The sequence below is a fragment of the Streptomyces sp. 378 genome, from assembly GCF_030124145.1.
In the GTDB taxonomy this organism is placed as follows: Bacteria; Actinomycetota; Actinomycetes; order Streptomycetales; family Streptomycetaceae; genus Streptomyces.
Window position 1 is genome coordinate 245,718 of the sequence record NZ_JASKMS010000004.1, and the last position, 18,037, is coordinate 263,754.

The 18,037-nt window shown below is 70.7% G+C and carries 15 protein-coding genes and 1 pseudogene; 7 read left to right on the forward strand and 9 right to left on the reverse strand.

All coding sequences use genetic code 11. From position 1 onward, the window contains the following. Window positions 1–282: 282 nt before the first annotated feature. On the forward strand, window positions 283–3,597 hold the full coding sequence (locus QNO09_RS08130; RefSeq protein WP_283969510.1) for a S8 family peptidase: 3,315 nt from the start codon (window positions 283–285) through the stop codon (window positions 3,595–3,597). A gap of 63 nt (window positions 3,598–3,660) precedes the next feature. Here the strand turns inward: QNO09_RS08130 and QNO09_RS08135 are convergent, their stop codons facing one another. Beyond that, window positions 3,661–4,569: a helix-turn-helix domain-containing protein gene (locus tag QNO09_RS08135; protein ID WP_283969378.1), complete on the reverse strand. Its 909-nt coding sequence runs from the start codon at window positions 4,567–4,569 to the stop codon at window positions 3,661–3,663. A gap of 180 nt (window positions 4,570–4,749) precedes the next feature. On the opposite strand from QNO09_RS08135, the gene QNO09_RS08140 reads away from it, so the two are divergent. After that, window positions 4,750–5,790, forward strand: coding sequence for an NAD(P)-dependent alcohol dehydrogenase (locus QNO09_RS08140; RefSeq protein ID WP_283969379.1), 1,041 nt, complete (start codon window positions 4,750–4,752; stop codon window positions 5,788–5,790). A gap of 406 nt (window positions 5,791–6,196) precedes the next feature. Then, window positions 6,197–6,580: a VOC family protein gene (locus QNO09_RS08145; protein WP_283969380.1), complete on the forward strand. Its 384-nt coding sequence runs from the start codon at window positions 6,197–6,199 to the stop codon at window positions 6,578–6,580. 175 nt (window positions 6,581–6,755) lie between these two features. Here QNO09_RS08145 and QNO09_RS08150 read toward each other — a convergent pair. The 5 genes and pseudogenes from QNO09_RS08150 to QNO09_RS08170 form a co-directional block, all read right to left on the reverse strand. Continuing rightward, a pseudogene (locus QNO09_RS08150) lies at window positions 6,756–7,658 on the reverse strand (DUF5829 family protein); the annotation flags it as partial. A gap of 82 nt (window positions 7,659–7,740) precedes the next feature. Next, a complete protein-coding gene (locus QNO09_RS08155) occupies window positions 7,741–8,430 on the reverse strand; it encodes a DUF4389 domain-containing protein (RefSeq protein WP_283969381.1) in 690 nt (229 codons plus the stop codon). A 136-nt stretch (window positions 8,431–8,566) separates the two neighbouring features. Beyond that, window positions 8,567–9,697 (reverse strand): AI-2E family transporter, encoded by a 1,131-nt coding sequence (locus QNO09_RS08160; protein WP_283969382.1) that lies wholly within the window; start codon window positions 9,695–9,697, stop codon window positions 8,567–8,569. A 196-nt stretch (window positions 9,698–9,893) separates the two neighbouring features. Then, entirely contained in the window at window positions 9,894–10,568 is a 675-nt protein-coding gene (msrA, locus tag QNO09_RS08165; protein ID WP_283969383.1) for a peptide-methionine (S)-S-oxide reductase MsrA, read from the reverse strand. Between the two features lie 81 nt (window positions 10,569–10,649). Then, the gene (locus QNO09_RS08170; protein WP_283969384.1) at window positions 10,650–11,768 is read right to left on the reverse strand and encodes a hypothetical protein; all 1,119 of its coding nucleotides are present in this window, start codon (window positions 11,766–11,768) and stop codon (window positions 10,650–10,652) included. A 119-nt stretch (window positions 11,769–11,887) separates the two neighbouring features. Here QNO09_RS08170 and QNO09_RS08175 point away from each other — a divergent pair, with 119 nt between their 5' ends. Beyond that, window positions 11,888–13,042 (forward strand): cystathionine gamma-synthase, encoded by a 1,155-nt coding sequence (locus tag QNO09_RS08175; protein WP_283969385.1) that lies wholly within the window; start codon window positions 11,888–11,890, stop codon window positions 13,040–13,042. A 106-nt stretch (window positions 13,043–13,148) separates the two neighbouring features. On the opposite strand, the gene QNO09_RS08180 is transcribed toward QNO09_RS08175, so the two are convergent. From QNO09_RS08180 to QNO09_RS08190, 3 genes are all read right to left on the reverse strand, one after another. Next, a complete protein-coding gene (locus QNO09_RS08180; protein ID WP_283969386.1) occupies window positions 13,149–13,397 on the reverse strand; it encodes a hypothetical protein in 249 nt (82 codons plus the stop codon). Window positions 13,398–13,422: 25 nt separating this feature from the next. Further along, entirely contained in the window at window positions 13,423–13,926 is a 504-nt protein-coding gene (locus tag QNO09_RS08185; protein ID WP_283969387.1) for a sigma factor-like helix-turn-helix DNA-binding protein, read from the reverse strand. A 188-nt stretch (window positions 13,927–14,114) separates the two neighbouring features. Beyond that, window positions 14,115–14,621 carry a MarR family winged helix-turn-helix transcriptional regulator gene (locus QNO09_RS08190; protein ID WP_283969388.1) on the reverse strand — a complete coding sequence of 169 codons (507 nt, stop codon included), beginning with the start codon at window positions 14,619–14,621 and terminating at the stop codon, window positions 14,115–14,117. A 163-nt stretch (window positions 14,622–14,784) separates the two neighbouring features. On the opposite strand from QNO09_RS08190, the gene ilvA reads away from it, so the two are divergent. From ilvA to QNO09_RS08205, 3 genes are all read left to right on the forward strand, one after another. Next, complete coding sequence (gene ilvA, locus QNO09_RS08195) at window positions 14,785–16,014, forward strand: threonine ammonia-lyase (RefSeq protein ID WP_283969389.1); 1,230 nt, start codon at window positions 14,785–14,787, stop codon at window positions 16,012–16,014. 149 nt (window positions 16,015–16,163) lie between these two features. Continuing rightward, window positions 16,164–17,141 carry an ATP-binding cassette domain-containing protein gene (locus tag QNO09_RS08200; RefSeq protein ID WP_283969390.1) on the forward strand — a complete coding sequence of 326 codons (978 nt, stop codon included), beginning with the start codon at window positions 16,164–16,166 and terminating at the stop codon, window positions 17,139–17,141. A 22-nt stretch (window positions 17,142–17,163) separates the two neighbouring features. Further along, complete coding sequence (locus QNO09_RS08205; protein ID WP_283969391.1) at window positions 17,164–17,982, forward strand: ABC transporter permease; 819 nt, start codon at window positions 17,164–17,166, stop codon at window positions 17,980–17,982. Window positions 17,983–18,037: the final 55 nt, after the last annotated feature.

The window sequence follows — 18,037 nt, forward strand, 5'->3', positions numbered from 1 at the left end:
AGACCGTCCTGGGCCCCGAGCCCGGCGGCGATCCGCAAGGGCCGGATCCGCGTCAAGGGGAACACGCGTGCGCAACTCCTCTGCCCTGTAACGGAGTTCCGGCGGCTGTGTAACAGTCGGCCGACGGAGTTCTTACCTTCTTCTCATCTATTGAGCACCTGATCACCCCTCGGCATACTGCGTATTCCGGGGGGCGTACGGGCATGCGTACGAGACCACCCCCGGCCGGGTGAACAGGGAATTCACCCGGTTCTTCTGCAAGGGGGAAACTTGCGCAGACAAGTGAAAAGGGCGTGCGCGGCCACGGTCGCCACAGCGGCAGCCGTGGCCCTCGCGGCGGGCATGACCAGCCCGGCGTCGGCCGACGGCGAGCGGACGGCCGCCGCCTCCAAGCCGGCCTCGCTCACCGCCAAGCACCACATCACGCTGATCACCGGCGACCGGGTCTCTTTGGACGCCAAGGGCCGCGTGGTCGGCCTGGAGCGGGCCAAGGGCCGTGAGGACATACCCGTCCAGGTCCGCAAGATCGACGGTCACACCCTCGTGATCCCGGCCGACGCGGCCCGTCTGGTCGCCACCGGCAAGCTCGACCAGCGTCTCTTCGACGTCACCGAGCTCAACAAGTCCACGACCCGCAAGGCCCAGAAGAAGGGCCTGAAGGTCATCGTCGGCTACCGGGGCAACGCCGCGGACACCAAGGCCGACGTACGTGACGCGGGGACCCTGAGCCACACGCTGAAGACCCTGAACGCCGACGCGGTCCAGACGCCGCAGGGGGACACCCCCGAGCTGTGGGACGCCGTCACCAACGGCGACGAAACCGCCTCCGGTATCGCGCACGTCTGGCTCGACGGCGTCCGCCAGGCCAACCTCGACAAGTCCGTCGCGCAGATCGGCGCGCCCAAGGCGTGGTCGGCCGGCTACGACGGCAAGGGCGTCAAGATCGCCGTCCTGGACACCGGTGTCGACGGCACGCACGCCGACCTCAAGGGCCAGGTCATCGACGCCAAGAACTTCTCCGCCGCGCCCGACACCACCGACAAGGTCGGCCACGGCACCCACGTCGCCGCCATCGCGGCCGGCACCGGCGCGAAGTCCGGCGGCAAGTACAAGGGTGTCGCGCCCGGCGCCAAGATCCTCAACGGCAAGGTGCTCGACGACGCCGGGTTCGGCAACGACTCAGAGATCGTCGCCGGTATGGAGTGGGCCGCCGCGCAGGGTGCCGACGTCGTCAACATGAGCCTGGGCGGCCTGGACACGCCTGCCATCGACCCGATGGAAGCGGCGGTGAACAAGCTCTCCGAGGAGAAGGGCGTCCTGTTCGCCATCGCCGCCGGCAACGAGGGCGGCTTCGGCGAGCAGACCGTCGGCTCCCCCGGCAGCGCCGCCGCGGCCCTGACCGTCGGCGCGGTCGACGACGAGGACAAGCTGGCCGACTTCTCCAGCCGCGGCCCCGGCATGGACGGCGCCCTCAAGCCCGACGTGACCGCGCCCGGTGTGGACATCACCGCGGCCTCCGCCCCGGGCAACCTGATAGGCCAGGACGTCGGCGAGAAGCCGGCCGGCTACATGACCATCTCCGGTACGTCGATGGCGACCCCGCACGTCGCGGGCGCGGCGGCGATCCTGAAGCAGCAGCACCCCGAGTGGAAGTACTCCGAGCTCAAGGGCGCTCTCACCGGCTCCACCAAGGGCGGCACGTACACGCCGCTCCAGCAGGGTTCGGGCCGGGTCCAGGTCGACAAGGCCGTCAAGCAGACCGTCATCGCCGAGCCGGTGTCGGTGAGCTTCGGCATCCAGCAGTGGCCGCACACCGACGACAAGCCGGTCACCAAGCAGCTGACGTACCGCAACCTCGGTACCAAGGACGTCACGCTGAAGCTGGCGTCGACCGCCACCAACCCGAAGGGCCAGGCCGCCCCGGCCGGCTTCTTCAAGCTCGGCGCCACCTCGGTGACAGTCCCGGCGGGCGGCAAGGCCTCCGTCCCCTTCACCGTCAACACCAAGCTGGGCGGCACGCTCGACGGCGCGTACTCCTCGTACGTGACGGCGACGGGCGGCGGCCAGACGGTGCGCACGGCGGCGGCGGTGCAGCGCGAGGTCGAGTCGTACGACGTCACGCTGAAGGTGCTGAACCGCGACGGCCGGCCGGCGAAGAACTACAGCGCCGACCTGAGCGGCATCGCGGGCCTGGGCAAGGGCAAGTGGGTCATGCCCTACGACGCGGACGGCACGGTCACCACGCGGCTGCCCAAGGGCACCTACGTCCTCAACGGCAACGTCTACGTGGGCGACGACCCCGAGGAGTTCGCGGGCGTCGACTGGCTCGCGCAGCCCAAGCTGAACGTCACCAAGAACACGACGGTCACGCTGGACGCCCGCAAGGCCAAGAAGGTGGACATCACCGTCCCGGCCACCGGCACCAAGTCGGAGTTCGCCTCGGCCGACTACACGGTGACGGCCGGTGACTCCAGCTACGGCTTCGGCTGGTGGCTGGAATCCTTCGCCGAGATCCGCAGCGCCCACGTCGGCCCGAAGATCACCGACGGTTCGGTGACCCAGCAGTGGGACGGCCACTGGAGCAAGGGCGCCAACGAGGAGTACAACACCGTCGCCGGCGGCCCGGTCAAGCAGCTCGCCACCGGTTTCACCAAGCACTACAAGGCCGGTGAGCTGGCCACGGTGAAGGTCGGCCTCGGCGCCCCGACGTCCGGCAAGAAGGGCGCGGTCAACGCGGTCGGCTGGATGCCGTGGAGCACCAGCGCCTCCTCGATCGGCATCCAGCAGTCCCTGCCCGGCACCCGGAAGCTGCACCTGTCCGCCCAGGGCGGTGTGCAGTGGCAGCTGGAGTTCTCCCAGTACGGCGGGGTGGACCCGGACGGCTTCCCGATCGACGAGGCCGCCTACTCGATGGGCCAGCAGAAGTACGCGGCCGGCAAGAGCTACTCCGAGACCGTCAACACGGCCGTCTTCGGGCCGCGGCTCACCGCCGACTTCGGCGTCTTCCGCGAGGGCAACGAGATCTTCGGCTCCCTGCCGCTGTTCGCCGACGGCAAGGGCAACGTGGGCTACTCGACCTTCTCGTCGGTCAACACGACGCTGTACCGCAACGGCACCAAGGTCGGCAGCAACGACGACCCGCTGTTCGGCGACAAGCAGTTCAAGGTCCCGGCCGGTGACGCCGAGTACAAGCTGACGACGTCGGTCAAGCGCAGCGTCAAGGTCGCCGCGGCCTCCACCCGCGTCGACGCCAGCTGGACGTTCCGCTCGAAGAAGACCACCGACCTCAAGCAGCTGCCCGCCTCCACGGCCCGCTTCCACGCGGCCACCGGCCTGGACAGCAAGGTCCCGGCGGGCAAGAAGGTCACCGTTCCGGTCACGGTCGAGGGCGCGGCCAAGGGCAGCAACCTGAAGTCGCTGTCGGTGTACGTGTCGTACGACTACGGCAAGACCTGGAAGAAGCTCGCCGTCAAGAAGGGCAAGGTCTCCTTCAAGAACCCGGCGAAGGGGAAGGCCATCTCCTTCCACGCCAAGATCGCCGACAAGAAGGGCAACAAGTCGACGATCTCGATCTACAACGCGTACTACGGCAAGTAGGCCGTAGGGCCTGTCTGTGAGCGGCCCGCCGGGAGCCTCGGCTTCCGGCGGGCCGTTCCGCGTCTACGGGGCCGGGCTCTCGGTCCCCGCCCGGGCCGCGTCCGCCCCCCAGCTCGCCAGCAGGCGCAGGGCGTCCGCCGACGGTGTGCCCGGCTCCGCGTGGTACGTGATCAGGGACTGTTCGGCGTCGTCGATCAGGCGGAACGTCTCGAAGGACAGCGTCAGGTCGCCGACCAGGGGGTGGCGCATGCGCTTGACGCCGTAGCTCTTCTCCTCGACGTCGTGGGCGGCCCACAGGCGGCGGAACTCCTCGCTCTTCACGGAGAGCTCGCCCACCAGGGCCGACAGCCGCGGGTCCTCCGGGTGGCGGCCCGCGTCCATGCGCAGGTAGCCGACCATGTCGGCCGCCTTCTGCTCCCACTCCAGGTACAGCTCGCGGTACTCCGGCCGGAGGAACACCATCCGCGCCCAGTTCCGCTCCTGCGCCGGCATCTGCGCCCAGTCGCCGAAGAGGGCCGACGCCATCCGGTTCCAGGCCAGGATGTCCGAGCGGCGACCGACGATGTACGCCGGGACGCCGTCGATCGAGTCCAGCAGATGCCGCAGCGCCGGCCGCACCTGCGGGCTGCGCGCCACCGCCTTCTTCTTGTGCTGCTTCGGCTTCGCCAGATGCGTCAGGTGCGCGTGCTCGGCGTCACTCAGCCGCAGAGCGCGCGCGATCGAGTCCAGCACCTCCGCCGAGACGTTGCGGCCGTTGCCCTGTTCCAGCCGTGTGTAGTACGCCACGGACACTCCGGCCAGCTGCGCCAGCTCCTCCCGGCGCAGTCCGGGCACGCGCCGCCGCCCGAAGTCGGCCAGGCCCACCTCCTCGGGCTTCAGCCGGGCCCGCCGGGTGCGCAGGAACTCACTGAGCTCGGCACGCCGGTCCAGGCCGCCGCCGGGCGTCTGTGCGGGTTCGGGCTGTTCGTCCATGCCGTCCAGTATTCACGGTCGTACGCACACGAGCCTGACCCCGCCAGTGGTACGCACCGTGTGCGTACGCAAGAGCGTGGTCTGGGTGAGTATCCGCGGATCGGGCAGGCTGGTGATCGTGCCCGGTCAGAAGATCCAGAAGGCGGCCGGGCGCACGACCCCCGCTAGGAGAACCCCGGCATGACCACTGTTACTGCGTACGCCGCTCCCGCTCCCAAGGCTCCGCTGGAGCGCACCACCATCGAGCGCCGCGAGGTCGGCGAGTTCGACGTCCTGATCGACATCAAGTTCGCCGGCATCTGTCACTCCGACATCCACCAGGCCCAGGAGGGCTGGGGTGAGGCGATCTTCCCGATGGTCCCCGGCCACGAGATCGCCGGTGTCGTCTCCGCGGTCGGCGAGGGCGTCACGAAGTTCGCCGTCGGCGACCGCGTGGGCGTGGGCTGCATGGTCGACTCCTGCCGCGAGTGCGAGAACTGCAAGGCCGGCCGTGAGCAGTACTGCGTCCAGGGCAACATCCCGACGTACAACGGCATCGGCAAGGACGGTGAGCCCACCTACGGCGGCTACTCCGAGAAGGTCGTCGTCGACGAGAACTTCGTCGTCCGCATCCCCGACGGCCTGTCGCTCGACGTCGCGGCCCCGTTGCTGTGCGCCGGCATCACCCTCTACTCCCCGCTCAAGCGCTTCGGCGCCGGACCCGGCAAGAAGGTCGCGATCGTCGGCCTGGGCGGCCTCGGCCACATGGGCGTGAAGATCGCCCACGCGCTGGGCGCCGAGGTGACCGTGCTGTCGCAGTCCCTGCGCAAGCAGGAGGACGGCCTGCGGCTGGGCGCCGACCACTACTACGCCACCAGCGACCCGAAGACCTTCGAGGAGCTGGCCGGCACGTTCGACCTCATCGTGTCCACGGTGTCCGCGCCGCTGGACTTCAACGCCTACCTGTCGCTGCTGAGGACCGAGGGCACGCTGGCGAACGTCGGCGCCCCCGAGGAGCCCGTCTCCCTCAACCTCTTCTCGGTGATCGGCGGCGGCAAGACTCTCGCCGGCTCCATGATCGGCGGCATCGCCGAGACCCAGGAGATGCTGGACTTCTGCGCCGAGCACGGCCTCGGCGCCGAGATCGAGGTCATCAGCGGTGACCGGATCAACGAGGCGTACGAGCGGGTCCAGGCCAGCGACGTGCGCTACCGGTTCGTGATCGACACGGCGACGATCTGACGCCCTGCTCCCCGTGGGGCAGCCTTGAGTGCCCCGGCCACGTGCCGGGGCGCGCCCGGCCTCCGTGAGGCAGTCCTGAGTGCCCCGGCCACGTGCCGGGGCGCGCCCTGCTCCCCGTGGGGCAGCCTTGAGTGCCCCGGCCACGTGCCGGGGCGCGCCCTGCTCCCCGTGGGGCAGCCTTGAGTGCCCCGGCCACGTGCCGGGGCGCGCCCTGCTCCCCGTGGGGCAGCCTTGAGTGCCCCGGCCACGTGCCGGGGCGCGCCCTGCTCCCCGTGGGGCAGCCTTGAGTGCCCCGGCCACGTGCCGGGGCGCTCAGGGCATTCCCGGTGCACGACGGGGCGCACGCGGGGTACACGTGGGGGAGTGCACCAGAGGGGTTCGCCAGGTACGTCAGGGGAGGCCCACCATGGCCGTGCAGCTGAACCACACCATCGTCGTCGCACACGACAAGCGCGCTTCCGCCCGCTTCCTCGCCGATCTCCTGGGCCTCGAGGTGAGTCCGCCCTACGGCCCGTTCCTCCCGGTCGAGATCCCCAACGGCGTGACCCTCGACTTCATGGACAGCTCCGAAGCCATCTCGCCGCAGCACTACGCCTTCCTCGTCTCGGAGGACGAGTTCGACGAAATCCTGGGCCGCGTCCAGAAGGCCGGCCTGACCTACTGGGCGGACCCGTTCCACAGCCGGCCCGGCGAGATCAACCACAACGACGGCGGCCGCGGAGCCTACTTCAACGACCCCGATGGCCACCGCCTGGAGATCATCACGCGGCCCTACGGCAGCGGCGGCTGAGCCCGCGCGCCCCCGCTCGTCACATCGTCGCGTCGCCGCGCGTCATACCGGCCCGGTCCCGGACATGACCGGGCCACCCGTCCACGACCTCGCCGCCCTGGTCGGGGGTGTGAGAGCCCTGGCCGGCCCCGCTGGTTCGGTCGGACATGGTCCCTCCGCCCGGCCGGTCCTGGTCCTCGAAGGTCCATACCGCGTGGGTTCCCGGGCCGACCACGAGGGCCGAGTGACCGATCCGCTCCACGTGCCGGTCGGGCACCGACCGGTTCAGCGACATCTCGACCCGCTTGAGGCCCACCTGGTCCAGGGGCACGGCGTCGAACCGGATCGTGGTGCCGCCGCCCTTCGCGACGACGGCCCCGCCCGGCAGGGACCGGACGGCGAACCCGCCGGCCTTCAGCAGCGGCACCGTACCGGCGAGATCGCGTGCGGTCACCGCGAGCCGGACGCCGGTCACGTCCCGCATCAGGTGGTCGCGGTAGGCGTCGGACAGATACCGCTCCCGGCCCACGTCACCGGGGTGGGAGGCGGGCTCGGTGTTGCCGCGCGGGTCGGCGAAGTACTCCGGCCGGTACTCCATCCCCCAGGCGCCGAAGAGGTCGTACTGGTCGGTGGTGAAGACCGCGTCGAACCAGGGCACGGGGACGCCGTCGCCGAAGTCGCGCGTCTGCCGGAACTCGACCGGGTCGCTGATCCCGGCCTTCCGCAGCCGCTCGATGACCGTGGGCAAGTCACCGGCGCGCTCGGTGGACACGCCCAGGCCGGCGGCGCCGAGGGTGCCGTCCTTGCCGGGCACGTCGCCCACCCCGAACAACTCGAAGTAGGTCTCGCGTCCCATCAGATAGCGGCCGGTCCACGTCTGCCCGCCGGAACCGGTGGTGGTGCGGACCTGGAAGTCGGCGAAGTCACGCAGATAGGAGGAGTGCTCGACGGCGTCCGCGGTCGCCCGGTCGAGCACTCCGTAGGCGTGGTTGTAGAACAGCAGTTGCCGCCCCGTCGACGTTCCGTTCCCCTCGGCCCGTGCCGTGCTCACCCCGCCCTGGACCGCTCCCGCGAGGGCCAGCGCGACGACCATGATCAGCTGTAACGCTCGTCTGAGAACCATGTGGGGGAGCGTAGAGCGGGAGGAAACGCTTCCGCTGCGGATCGCGCCCTTTGCGGGGTCAGCCCTTGGTCATCGGGGAGGCCGGTGGTGTCGGTGGAGACGCCGTCGGGGGTTCCTGCCCGCCCTGGTCGAGCCGGAACGGCGGGTACTGATCCGTCAGCAGCGCCGCGTAGGCCGTCACCCGGGCCGCCCAGCGGGCCAGGCCGATCAGGAAGTCGAAGAGGTGCCGCGGGTAACGGGCGGTGAAGAGCAGGACGACGACGGCGACCAGGGAGAGGAAGGGCAGCAGCCCGCCCCGCCAGCCGTCATGGCTGTCCCAGCCGCCCCCGGTGAACAGCGCGACGACGATGTACTGCGGGATCGCCAGCAGCCACCACTTCACCAGGACCAGTCCGCGGGACAGCCGCTCGGGGTAGGCGACGTCGAAGTGCGCCGGGTAGTCGGGCACGTCGGCCAGGGTGAACGGCGGGTACCGGTCGGTGCCGAGCGCGGTGTGCGCGTAGTAGCCGACCCGCCAGTTCCAGCGCAGTACACCGACGTTGAAGTCGAAGAGCGCCCGCGGGTAGCGGGCGGTGAACAGGATGGCGAAGAAGGCGATCACGGTCACGACGGCGAACGCGATCCACAGGAACACCAGCACGATGTAGTGCGGAAGAGCGAGCAGCCACTTCACCAGCCACATCCACCGGGACAGGCGGGGATCGACGGACGCCTCCAAGCGCACGGGTGACGCGGCGACAGGATTCATGGGCGGCTTCCTCCTCGCCCGCAGCCTCGCAGGCGAGGAGGAGTCCCGCGAGCGGGGCGGGGCCGTTCGCGTGTCAGACGCCTTCGGCCCCGCGACCGGGGCGGGGCCGTCGCCTGTCAGACGCCTTCGGAGGCCATCACGACGGGACGGAGCCGCCGGACTCCGGTTCGTCGGTCTCCGGTCCGCCGGTTCTCGGTTCGCCCGCCGGAACGGCGAGCTGCTCGCGCGTGTAGTTCCACACCACCGCGATCAGCGCGGCCACGGGCACGGCGAGCAGGCTGCCCACGATGCCGGCCAGGTTGCCGCCCAGGGTCACCGCCAGCAGCACGACCGCCGCGTGCAGGCCGAGGCCACGGCTCTGGATCATGGGCTGGAAGACGTTGCCCTCCAACTGCTGCACCACGACGATGATCGCCAGCACGATCAGCGCGTCCGTCAGGCCGTTGGAGACGAGCGCGATGAGCACCGCGACGAATCCGGCGAACAGGGCGCCGATGATCGGCACGAACGCCGAGACAAAGGTCAGCACCGCCAGCGGAAGCACCAGCGGCACGCCCAGGACCCACAGCCCCAGACCGATCAGGACGGCGTCGAGCAGGCCGACGGCCGCCTGGCACCGCACGAAGGAGCTCAGGGTGTCCCAGCCGCGGCCGCACACCGTCGGCACGTCGGTGGCGAGCCGGCCGGGCAGCTGACGGGACAGCCACGGCAGGAACCGGGGACCGTCCTTGAGGAAGAAGAACATCAGGAAGAGCGCGAGGACGGCGGTGACGACGCCGTTCACCACGGTGCTCACCCCGGTGACGACGGCACCCACCATGCTGCCGAAGCCCTCCTGGGCGCGGGAGACCGCGCTGTCGAAGGCCCTGTCGATCTGCGCGTCCCCGATGTTCAACGGCGGCCCGGCGGCCCACTCGCGCAGCCGCTCGATGCCCTCCACGACACCGTCGGTCAGCTCCTCGGACTGGGAGGCCACCGGCACGGCGATCAGCGCCACGACACCGGCGGCGACCAGCAGGAACAGCACGGTCACGACCGACGCCGCCAGCGCGGCCGGCCATCCGCGCCGGCGCAGGAACCGGGCCGCCGGCCAGGTCAGGGTGGTCAGCAGCAGCCCGACCACGAGCGGCCACACCACCGACCACATGCGGCCCAGCAGCCACAACGTCACGGCCGCCATGGCCAACACCAGCAGCAACTGGACGGAGACCCGCGCGGTTATCCGCAACGCGGCACGGGACTTGTCGGTACTCAGGGACGCAGTCACGCAGGCACCCTATGGGCTGACAGCCCGCCCGGGGCAGCCCGGCCCCCGAAGAACGAGCCCGTCGGCGGACCGTGTACGCGCTGAAGACGTACAGGACCGGTCGTAGCCGGAGAACTTGGCGACCGACTCGCAGAACGGCCGCGGATGCTCCGCGAAGAGCCGGCCTCTGTCCGGGTTCGCGGCGGACCCCGAGGGCTCAGCCACCCGCCCTGGCCACACCGATCGGGCAGGACACCCCTGTGCCGCCCAGCCCGCAGTACCCGTTCGGGTTTTTGGTGTCCGAAAGATACTGCTGGTGGTAGCCCTCGGCCGGGTAGAAGGGGCGGCCCTGTGCCGTGACGATCTCCGTGGTGATGCCGCCGTGGCCGGACGAGGTGAGGACCTTCTGATACGCCTCGCGGGACGCCTTGGCGGCGGCCTCCTGCTCGGGGGTGTGGGTGTAGATCGCCGAGCGGTACTGCGTGCCCCGGTCGTTGCCCTGGCGGTAGCCCTGTGTGGGGTCGTGGGACTCCCAGAACGTTTTCAGCAGGCGCTCGTACGAGATCTGCTCCGGATCGAAGACCACGCGCACGACCTCCGTGTGACCGGTCAGGCCCGAGCAGACCTCCTCGTACGTGGGGTTCTCGGTGTGGCCGCCCTGGTAGCCGACGAGGGTCGTCCAGACACCTGCCGGGAGCTGCCAGAAGGTGCGCTCGGCGCCCCAGAAGCAGCCCAGACCGAAGTCGGCGGTGTGCAGGCCCTCGGGATAGGGGCCGAGCAGCGGGTTGCCGAGGACGGTATGGCGGTCGGGGACCGTGAACACCGGCTCCGGGCGGCCGGGCAGCGCCTGCTCGGGAGTCGGCAGCTGGGGCGTACGGCTGTGCGGGAACATGCGGTCTCCAATCGGGGCGACGGCCCTGTCAACGCGCCGGGACGCCCCGGAATTCCGGTGGGGTCCCGGCGCGGACGGAGCTCAGTGCGGCAGGCTCGCCGGGCTGCCGCCGTTCGCCTCGTAGCCCGCCACCGCAAGCGCCCGGTACACGGCGAACTCCGCCGCCGGGTCGGCGGACAGCGTCCAGGGCAGGGCGCCCACATGGCCGTCGATGTGTATCAGCTGGTTCATGGCCTCCGACCAGCGCTCACCGCGGACCAGGAAGAACACCAGCATGTGCCGCACGTGGGCGAGCATCGGGTCGTCGGGGCGGGCCGAGTGCACCGCGTGCAGCGCGCCGTGGACCGCCTTCGTGACGACCTCGCTCTGCCAGAAGTTCGCCACGAGGGTCACCTCGGGGAGGTGCTCGAACACCGCGAAGAGGGGCATCGCCGACAGGAGGGAGCCCCGGGGGGACCGGGCCGCCGCGGCCTCGGCGAACGCGTAGGCCGCGGCGCGCGAGCCGTGCCACTTCTCGCACCAGTAGTGCAGCGCGGCCAGGTGCGCTCCCATGTGGGCCGGGGCGCGGTCCAGGATCTTCAGCCAGATCTGCTCGAAGTCCTTCTGGGAGTCGCCGAGACCGCGGGCCACCGACAGCTCGACGATGTACGGGATCGGGTCACCGGGGGCGAGCAGCGCCGCCTCGCCGCACGCCGTCCTCGCCTCCTCCATGATGATCCGGAACTCGTCCGTCCCCGGGGTCGCCGTCCGCCACGCCTGCTGCACCAGGAACTCGGCGTGCACCGCCGCACCGCCCGCGTCCTTGGGCGCCTCGGCCCGCCACACCCGCAGCCACTGCCCGCCGGGCGCCTCGCCCACCCCGCCGGGACGCCGGGCGAGCTCCAGCGAGGCCGCACCCGCGAAGGCCTGCACACGCTGCCAGCGCCGCTCGCCCTCCGTCTCGGTGCCCGCCAGAAGCTGCTGTGCCGCTCGGTAGTCCTGCGTGCGCTGCACCACGTCCAGGACGTCCAGCAGGTCCTGGTCGGGGCCGGGCATGCGGATGTCGAGCTCCTCTTCCAGGACGAAGCCGTAGTTCGCCGGGTCCGCCGCGTCCGGATGGTCGGGCGAGACCAGCCCTACCGCACCGCGCCTGCGCCGCAGGAAGGGGAGCAGCACGAAGCCCAGCATGACCAGCGCGATCAGGACCCAGAGAATCTCCATACGACAAGCGAACCAGACGGCGCCGACAATTGGCCAACCTGCTCCCCGAACCTGTGGAAAACCCCGGCTCACCCCGTCCCCCCGGCGCTTGTCGCGTCGGCGCACTACCCTCGGTGCTCATGAGCGACAGGCACAGCAGTCAGCACTTCGAGACGCTCGCGATCCACGCGGGCAACACCGCCGACCCCCTGACGGGCGCGGTCGTCCCGCCGATCTACCAGGTCTCCACCTACAAGCAGGACGGTGTCGGCGGGCTGCGCGGCGGCTACGAGTACAGTCGCAGCGCCAATCCCACCAGGACCGCGCTGGAGGAGAACCTCGCCGCCCTGGAGGGCGGCCGCCGCGGTCTCGCGTTCGCGTCCGGGCTGGCGGCCGAGGACTGCCTGCTCCGTACGCTGCTCACCCCGGGCGATCACGTGGTCATCCCGAACGACGCGTACGGCGGCACGTTCCGCCTGTTCGCCAAGGTCGTCGCCCGCTGGGGCGTGGAGTGGTCGGTCGCCGACACCAGCGACCCGGCCGCCGTCCGGGCCGCCCTCACCCCGAAGACCAAGGTCGTCTGGGTGGAGACCCCCTCCAACCCGCTGCTCGGCATCACCGACATCGCCGCCGTCGCCCAGGTCGCCCGGGACGCGGGCGCCCGCCTCGTCGTCGACAACACCTTCGCCACCCCCTACCTCCAGCAGCCGCTGTCGCTGGGCGCGGACATCGTCGTGCACTCGCTGACGAAGTACATGGGCGGTCACTCCGACGTCGTCGGCGGCGCCCTGATCACCGCCGACGCCGCCCTGGGCGAGGAGCTGGCCTTCCACCAGAACGCGATGGGCGCGGTCGCCGGGCCGTTCGACTCCTGGCTGGTGCTGCGCGGCACCAAGACCCTCTCCGTGCGCATGGACCGGCACAGCGAGAACGCGGTCAAGGTCGCCGACATGCTCACCCGGCACGCGCGCGTGAGCAGCGTGCTGTACCCGGGCCTGCCGGAGCACCCGGGGCACGAGGTCGCCGCCAAGCAGATGAAGTCGTTCGGCGGCATGGTCTCCTTCCGCGTCGAGGGCGGCGAGGAAGCGGCTGTCGAGGTCTGCAACCGGGCCAGGATCTTCACGCTGGGCGAGTCCCTGGGCGGCGTCGAGTCCCTGATCGAGCACCCCGGCCGCATGACGCACGCCTCCGTGGCCGGTTCGGCGCTGGAGGTCCCGGCCGACCTGGTGCGTCTGTCGGTGGGCATCGAGAACGCCGACGACCTGCTGGAGGACCTCCAGCAGGCGCTGGGCTAGGACCTGCTGTCCGGACCGGCTGTGAGGCTCGGCCGTTGTCAGTCGGCCCGAGCCCCGTGACGCCGGGATGATCCGGACGACAGGCCCCGGCAGGCCCCCGGCGGGATCACCAGCCGGTGAGGGGTGGAGTCGTGTCGGACGGCGGCTCCACCCACGGTCGGGCCGTCAGCGCCCACACGGTGAACGCCACCGCGGACGCGAAGAGCAGCAGCCACAGCACGCGGCGGGCGAGTGTCCTGCGCCGCAGGATGCGGGCGCCCCGGCGTACCGCCTCCGGGTGGATCTCCGGCGGCAGGGGCCGCGGCGCCTGCTCCAGCAGCCGCCGTACGGCCGCGTCGCGGTCGTTCTCCCTCATCGCGCCCTCCGGTCGCCGGCCGTTCTCATGACGGCACCGCCTTCGCGGCCGTCACCGCGGGCGCCGGGCCCCGCTGCCGGTGCAGCAGGGTCGAGGCCGCCCGATGGCAGATGGCGCGTACGCGCTGCGGGGACAGACCGAGCAGGGCCGCCGTCTGCTCCTCGGCGACGCCCTCGTAGACCCTGAGCACCAGGATCAGCCGTTCCTGCGGGGTCAGCGGCGCCAGCGGGCTCGCGGGATGCGGCCGGGAGCGGCCGACTCCGCCGACGTGGCGCCACGCGCCGCGCGCGAAGCGGGTGACCAGGTGCGAGCGGGTGCGGTCGTAGGGGTCCTCGCCGCGCAGCCGGTCCCAGCGCGCGTACGTGTGAGCCAGTGACAGCGTCAGCAGGCGCCGCGCGCGGGGATTGTCGTCAGGGGACTCCGCGGTGAGCAGCGTGGCGGCGTGCAGCAGCCGCCCGGCCGCGCCCGCGACGAACGCCTCGAACTCCCGGGCGCGACGGGCGGCCCGGGACGCATGCCGCTCCAGCACCGCGCCTCCCGCCTGACGGCGACCTGAGCATGCGGACCCCCCCGGTCGCACAGGAACGGGGACCCGGTCTCATATCAGGCCAGGGAGGGCCCTGGGGTCAAGAGCCGCGCACGGCTCGGGCGGCGCCACGCGCGCGTGGTGCCCCGGCCGTCGTGCCGAAGCCGTACGGAGTGAGTGCCGTGCGGTACTCAGGTCGCCGGCTGCGCCTCCGGGCCCGGCATCCCCTGCGCCGCCATCCGGGAGGACAGCGCGGTGTTGAAGCGCGTGAGGAGGTCGCAGAACGCCTCGCGCTCCTCCGGCTGCCAGTCGTGGGTGAGCTCGGCCATCAACTGCCTCCGTGAGGAGCGCACTTCCTCCAGGCGGGCCTGCCCGCGCGGGGACAGCTGCAGCACCACCGCGCGCCCGTCCTCGGGATGGGAGGTGCGCTTGACCAGACCGGTGTCGACGAGCGGAGCCACCTGCCGGGTGACCGTCGACGAGTCGATCCCCATGCTCGCGGCGAGCGCCTTGACGCCCATCGGCCCTTCCTTGTCGAGGCGGTTGAGCAGCAGATACGCGGCGCGGTCCATGGAATTGCGCACCTGCCCGACGCCGCCGAGCCGGGTCTGTTCGGCACGGCGGGCGAACAGCGCCACCTCGTGCTGCAGCGTGTCGAGAAGACCGGTGTCACCGACGGTCGTCATGTCCATCGACATTTCAGGTGTTGTGGGCATGGCCGGGGGCTCACTTCGTGGAGGGCTGGCAGATTGGGGGACAGGGTACGCGGCCGGAAGGCGGGCCGTACCGGCGCTGCGCAAAGCGGGTCTCGGAGGTTGGTCACAACGGTAGTAGCCGCCTGTGAACTGCGATGCTGGAGTCATGAGCTACAGCACGGCTGACTCCTTTCGGCCCGTCACCCTCGACGACGTGCGCGGCGCGCAGAAGATGCTCTCGGGTGTGGCACGGGTGACGGCGATGGAGGGCAGCAGGCACCTGTCCCAGATGGTCGGTTCGCCGGTGCACCTCAAGTGCGAGAACCTCCAGCGGACGGGCTCGTTCAAACTGCGCGGCGCGTACGTCCGGATCGCCGGTCTCCTGCCCGAGGAGCGCGCCGCCGGTGTCGTGGCCGCGAGCGCCGGCAACCACGCGCAGGGCGTCGCCCTGGCGTCCTCCCTGCTCGGCGTGCGCTCCACGGTGTTCATGCCGAACGGCGCCCCGCTGCCCAAGGTCAGCGCCACCCGGGACTACGGGGCCGAGGTGCGGCTGCACGGCCAGGTGGTCGACGAGACGCTGGCCGCCGCCCAGGAGTACGCGGCGGAGACGGGTGCGGTGTTCATCCACCCCTTCGACCATCCCGACGTCATCGCCGGCCAGGGCACGGTCGGCCTGGAGATCCTGGAGCAGTGCCCCGAGGCACGCACGATCCTGGTCGGGATCGGCGGCGGCGGGCTGGCCGCCGGGATCGCGGTGGCGGTGAAGGCCGTACGGCCGGACGTGCGGATCGTGGGTGTGCAGGCGGCGGGCGCGGCGGCCTACCCGCCCTCGCTGGCGGCGGGGCGGCCGGTGACGGTCGAGAACCCGGCGACGATGGCCGACGGCATCAAGGTCGGGCGGCCCGGCGACGTGCCGTTCGGGATCGTCGGCGAGCTGGTCGACGAGGTGCGCACGGTCAGCGAGGACGAGCTGTCCGCCGCGCTGCTGCTGTGCCTGGAACGGGCCAAGCTGGTGGTGGAGCCGGCCGGGGCGAGCCCGGTCGCGGCGCTGCTGAGCGATCCCGGCACCTTCGAGGGCCCGGTCGTGGCGGTGCTGTCCGGCGGCAACGTCGACCCGGTGCTCATGGAGCGGGTGCTGCGGCACGGCATGGCCGCGCAGGGCCGCTATCTCGCGGTCCGGCTGCGGCTGACGGACCGGCCCGGGGCTCTCGCCACTCTCCTGGGCGTGTTGTCAGTGGTCGACGCTAACGTCCTCGACGTGAGCCATGTGCGGACCGACCCACGGCTCGGGCTCACGGAGGCGGAGGTCGAGCTGCACCTGGAGACGAAGGGACCGACGCACTGTGCCGAGGTGGGGCAGGCGCTGCGCGAGGCGGGCTACACGGTCATCGGCTGAGCGCCCCCGAGCCGGCCGAAGATCCTTTCGTCTCACGCAGGGCAACGCGCTGAAACTCGTTGTGAGACGCGATACATCGCGTTATGGTGTGTCGGTGGAAAGCCTAGCCGGACGTCGGTCCGGTCATCTACGAAGACGTGGAGACTCATATGCCAGGCGCCATCTACGCCGAAGGGCTGGTCAAGACCTTCGGTGACGTCAAGGCCTTGGACGGCGTCGACCTCGACGTGCCCGAAGGCACGGTCCTCGGACTGCTCGGGCCGAACGGCGCGGGAAAGACGACGACCGTCCGCTGCCTGACCACCCTGCTGCGGCCCGACAGCGGACGCGCGGTCGTCGCGGGCATCGACGTGCTCAAAGAGCCCGACGCGGTCCGCCGCTCCATCGGCCTGTCCGGCCAGTTCGCGGCCGTCGACGAATACCTCACCGGCCGGGAGAACCTCCAGATGGTCGGCCGGCTCTACCAGATGCGGGCGAAGGCGGCGAAGGAGCGCGCGGCCGAACTGCTGGAGCAGTTCCACCTCGCGGACGCCGCCGACCGCCCCACCAAGACCTACTCGGGCGGCATGCGCCGCCGCCTCGACCTCGCCGCGGCCCTGGTCGTCTCACCCCCCGTGATGTTCATGGACGAGCCGACGACCGGCCTCGACCCCCGCAACCGCCAGCAGTTGTGGGAGGTCATCAAGCAACTGGTCTCGGGCGGCACCACGCTGCTGCTCACCACGCAGTACCTGGAGGAGGCCGACCACCTGGCCCACGACATCGCGGTGGTCGACCACGGCAAGGTCATCGCCCAGGGCACCTCCGACCAGCTCAAGGCCCGCACCGGCGGCGAGCGCGTCGAGGTCGTCGTCCACGAGCGCGAGCACATCCAGGCCGCCGCCGAGGTCCTCGCCGGCTTCGGCAAGGGCGAGACCAAGGTCGAAGAGCACATGCGCAAGCTCACCGCGCCCGTGACCGGTGGCGCCAAGCTCCTGGCCGAGGTCATCCGTGAACTGGACACGCGGGGCATCGAGATCGACGACATCGGCCTGCGCAGGCCCACCCTCGACGACGTCTTCCTGTCCCTGACGGGACACGTGGCCGAGATCAAGGACCAGGAGAACGACAAGGAGGCCGCACAGTGAGCGCCGTCGCCGACACCATTGCATGGAAGGAGCAGGTGAAGTGAGCGCCATCAACGATTCCGCGGTCATCGCCCGCAGGAACTTGATTCGCATGGGCCGGATTCCCGAGATGCTCATTTTCGGGCTGATCCAGCCGATCATGTTCGTGGTGCTGTTCACCTACGTGTTCGGTGGCTCCATCCAGGTCGGCTCGTCCACCTCCACCCAGGCCTACCGCGAGTTCTTGATGGCCGGCATCTTCGCTCAAACCGTCACCTTCGCTACGGCGGGTGCGGGTGCGGGCATCGCCGACGACATGCACAAGGGCCTCATCGATCGCTTCCGCTCCCTGCCGATGGCACGTGGTGCGGTGCTGACCGGACGCACCTTCGCCGACCTGGTGCAGACGGCACTCACCCTCGTCGTCCTGGCGGTCGTCGCCCTGATCGTCGGCTGGCGCACGCACGAGAACATCGGCAAGGTGCTCGTCGGCTTCGGGCTGCTCCTGCTCCTCGGTTACGCGTTCTCCTGGATCGGCGCACTCATCGGCCTGTCCGTGCGGACTCCTGAAGCAGCGACCTCGGGCGGCCTGATCTGGCTGTTCCCGCTGACGTTCATCTCGAACGCCTTCGTGGACGCGAACCAGATGCCCACCTTCCTGCGGCACATCGCGGAGTGGAACCCGTTCAGCGCCACGGTGCAGGCATGCCGCGAATTGTTCGGCAACCTTCCCCCGGGCTTCCAGACACCCGACGCCTGGCCCATGCAGCACCCCGTCTGGGCCTCGCTGATCTGGTCGGTCGTGATCGTCCTGGTGTTCCGCACGCTCGCGGTCCGGAAGTATCGCCGGGCGACCGGTTGACGGTTTCCGGATTCTCTTCGTCAGGGTCGGCCAGGTGGCGGCAGGCTTGCTTCTG

Excerpts from the sequence above, each read along its gene's own strand:
- QNO09_RS08135 (WP_283969378.1), bottom strand. The coding sequence starts at position 4,569 with ATGGACGAACAGCCCGAACCCGCACAGACGCCCGGCGGCGGCCTGGAC.
- QNO09_RS08140 (WP_283969379.1), top strand. The coding sequence starts at position 4,750 with ATGACCACTGTTACTGCGTACGCCGCTCCCGCTCCCAAGGCTCCGCTG.
- QNO09_RS08145 (WP_283969380.1), top strand. The coding sequence starts at position 6,197 with ATGGCCGTGCAGCTGAACCACACCATCGTCGTCGCACACGACAAGCGC.
- QNO09_RS08155 (WP_283969381.1), bottom strand. The coding sequence starts at position 8,430 with ATGAATCCTGTCGCCGCGTCACCCGTGCGCTTGGAGGCGTCCGTCGAT.
- msrA (WP_283969383.1), bottom strand. The coding sequence starts at position 10,568 with ATGTTCCCGCACAGCCGTACGCCCCAGCTGCCGACTCCCGAGCAGGCG.
- QNO09_RS08170 (WP_283969384.1), bottom strand. The coding sequence starts at position 11,768 with ATGGAGATTCTCTGGGTCCTGATCGCGCTGGTCATGCTGGGCTTCGTG.
- QNO09_RS08175 (WP_283969385.1), top strand. The coding sequence starts at position 11,888 with ATGAGCGACAGGCACAGCAGTCAGCACTTCGAGACGCTCGCGATCCAC.
- QNO09_RS08180 (WP_283969386.1), bottom strand. The coding sequence starts at position 13,397 with ATGAGGGAGAACGACCGCGACGCGGCCGTACGGCGGCTGCTGGAGCAG.
- QNO09_RS08190 (WP_283969388.1), bottom strand. The coding sequence starts at position 14,621 with ATGTCGATGGACATGACGACCGTCGGTGACACCGGTCTTCTCGACACG.
- ilvA (WP_283969389.1), top strand. The coding sequence starts at position 14,785 with ATGAGCTACAGCACGGCTGACTCCTTTCGGCCCGTCACCCTCGACGAC.
- QNO09_RS08200 (WP_283969390.1), top strand. The coding sequence starts at position 16,164 with ATGCCAGGCGCCATCTACGCCGAAGGGCTGGTCAAGACCTTCGGTGAC.
- QNO09_RS08205 (WP_283969391.1), top strand. The coding sequence starts at position 17,164 with ATGGAAGGAGCAGGTGAAGTGAGCGCCATCAACGATTCCGCGGTCATC.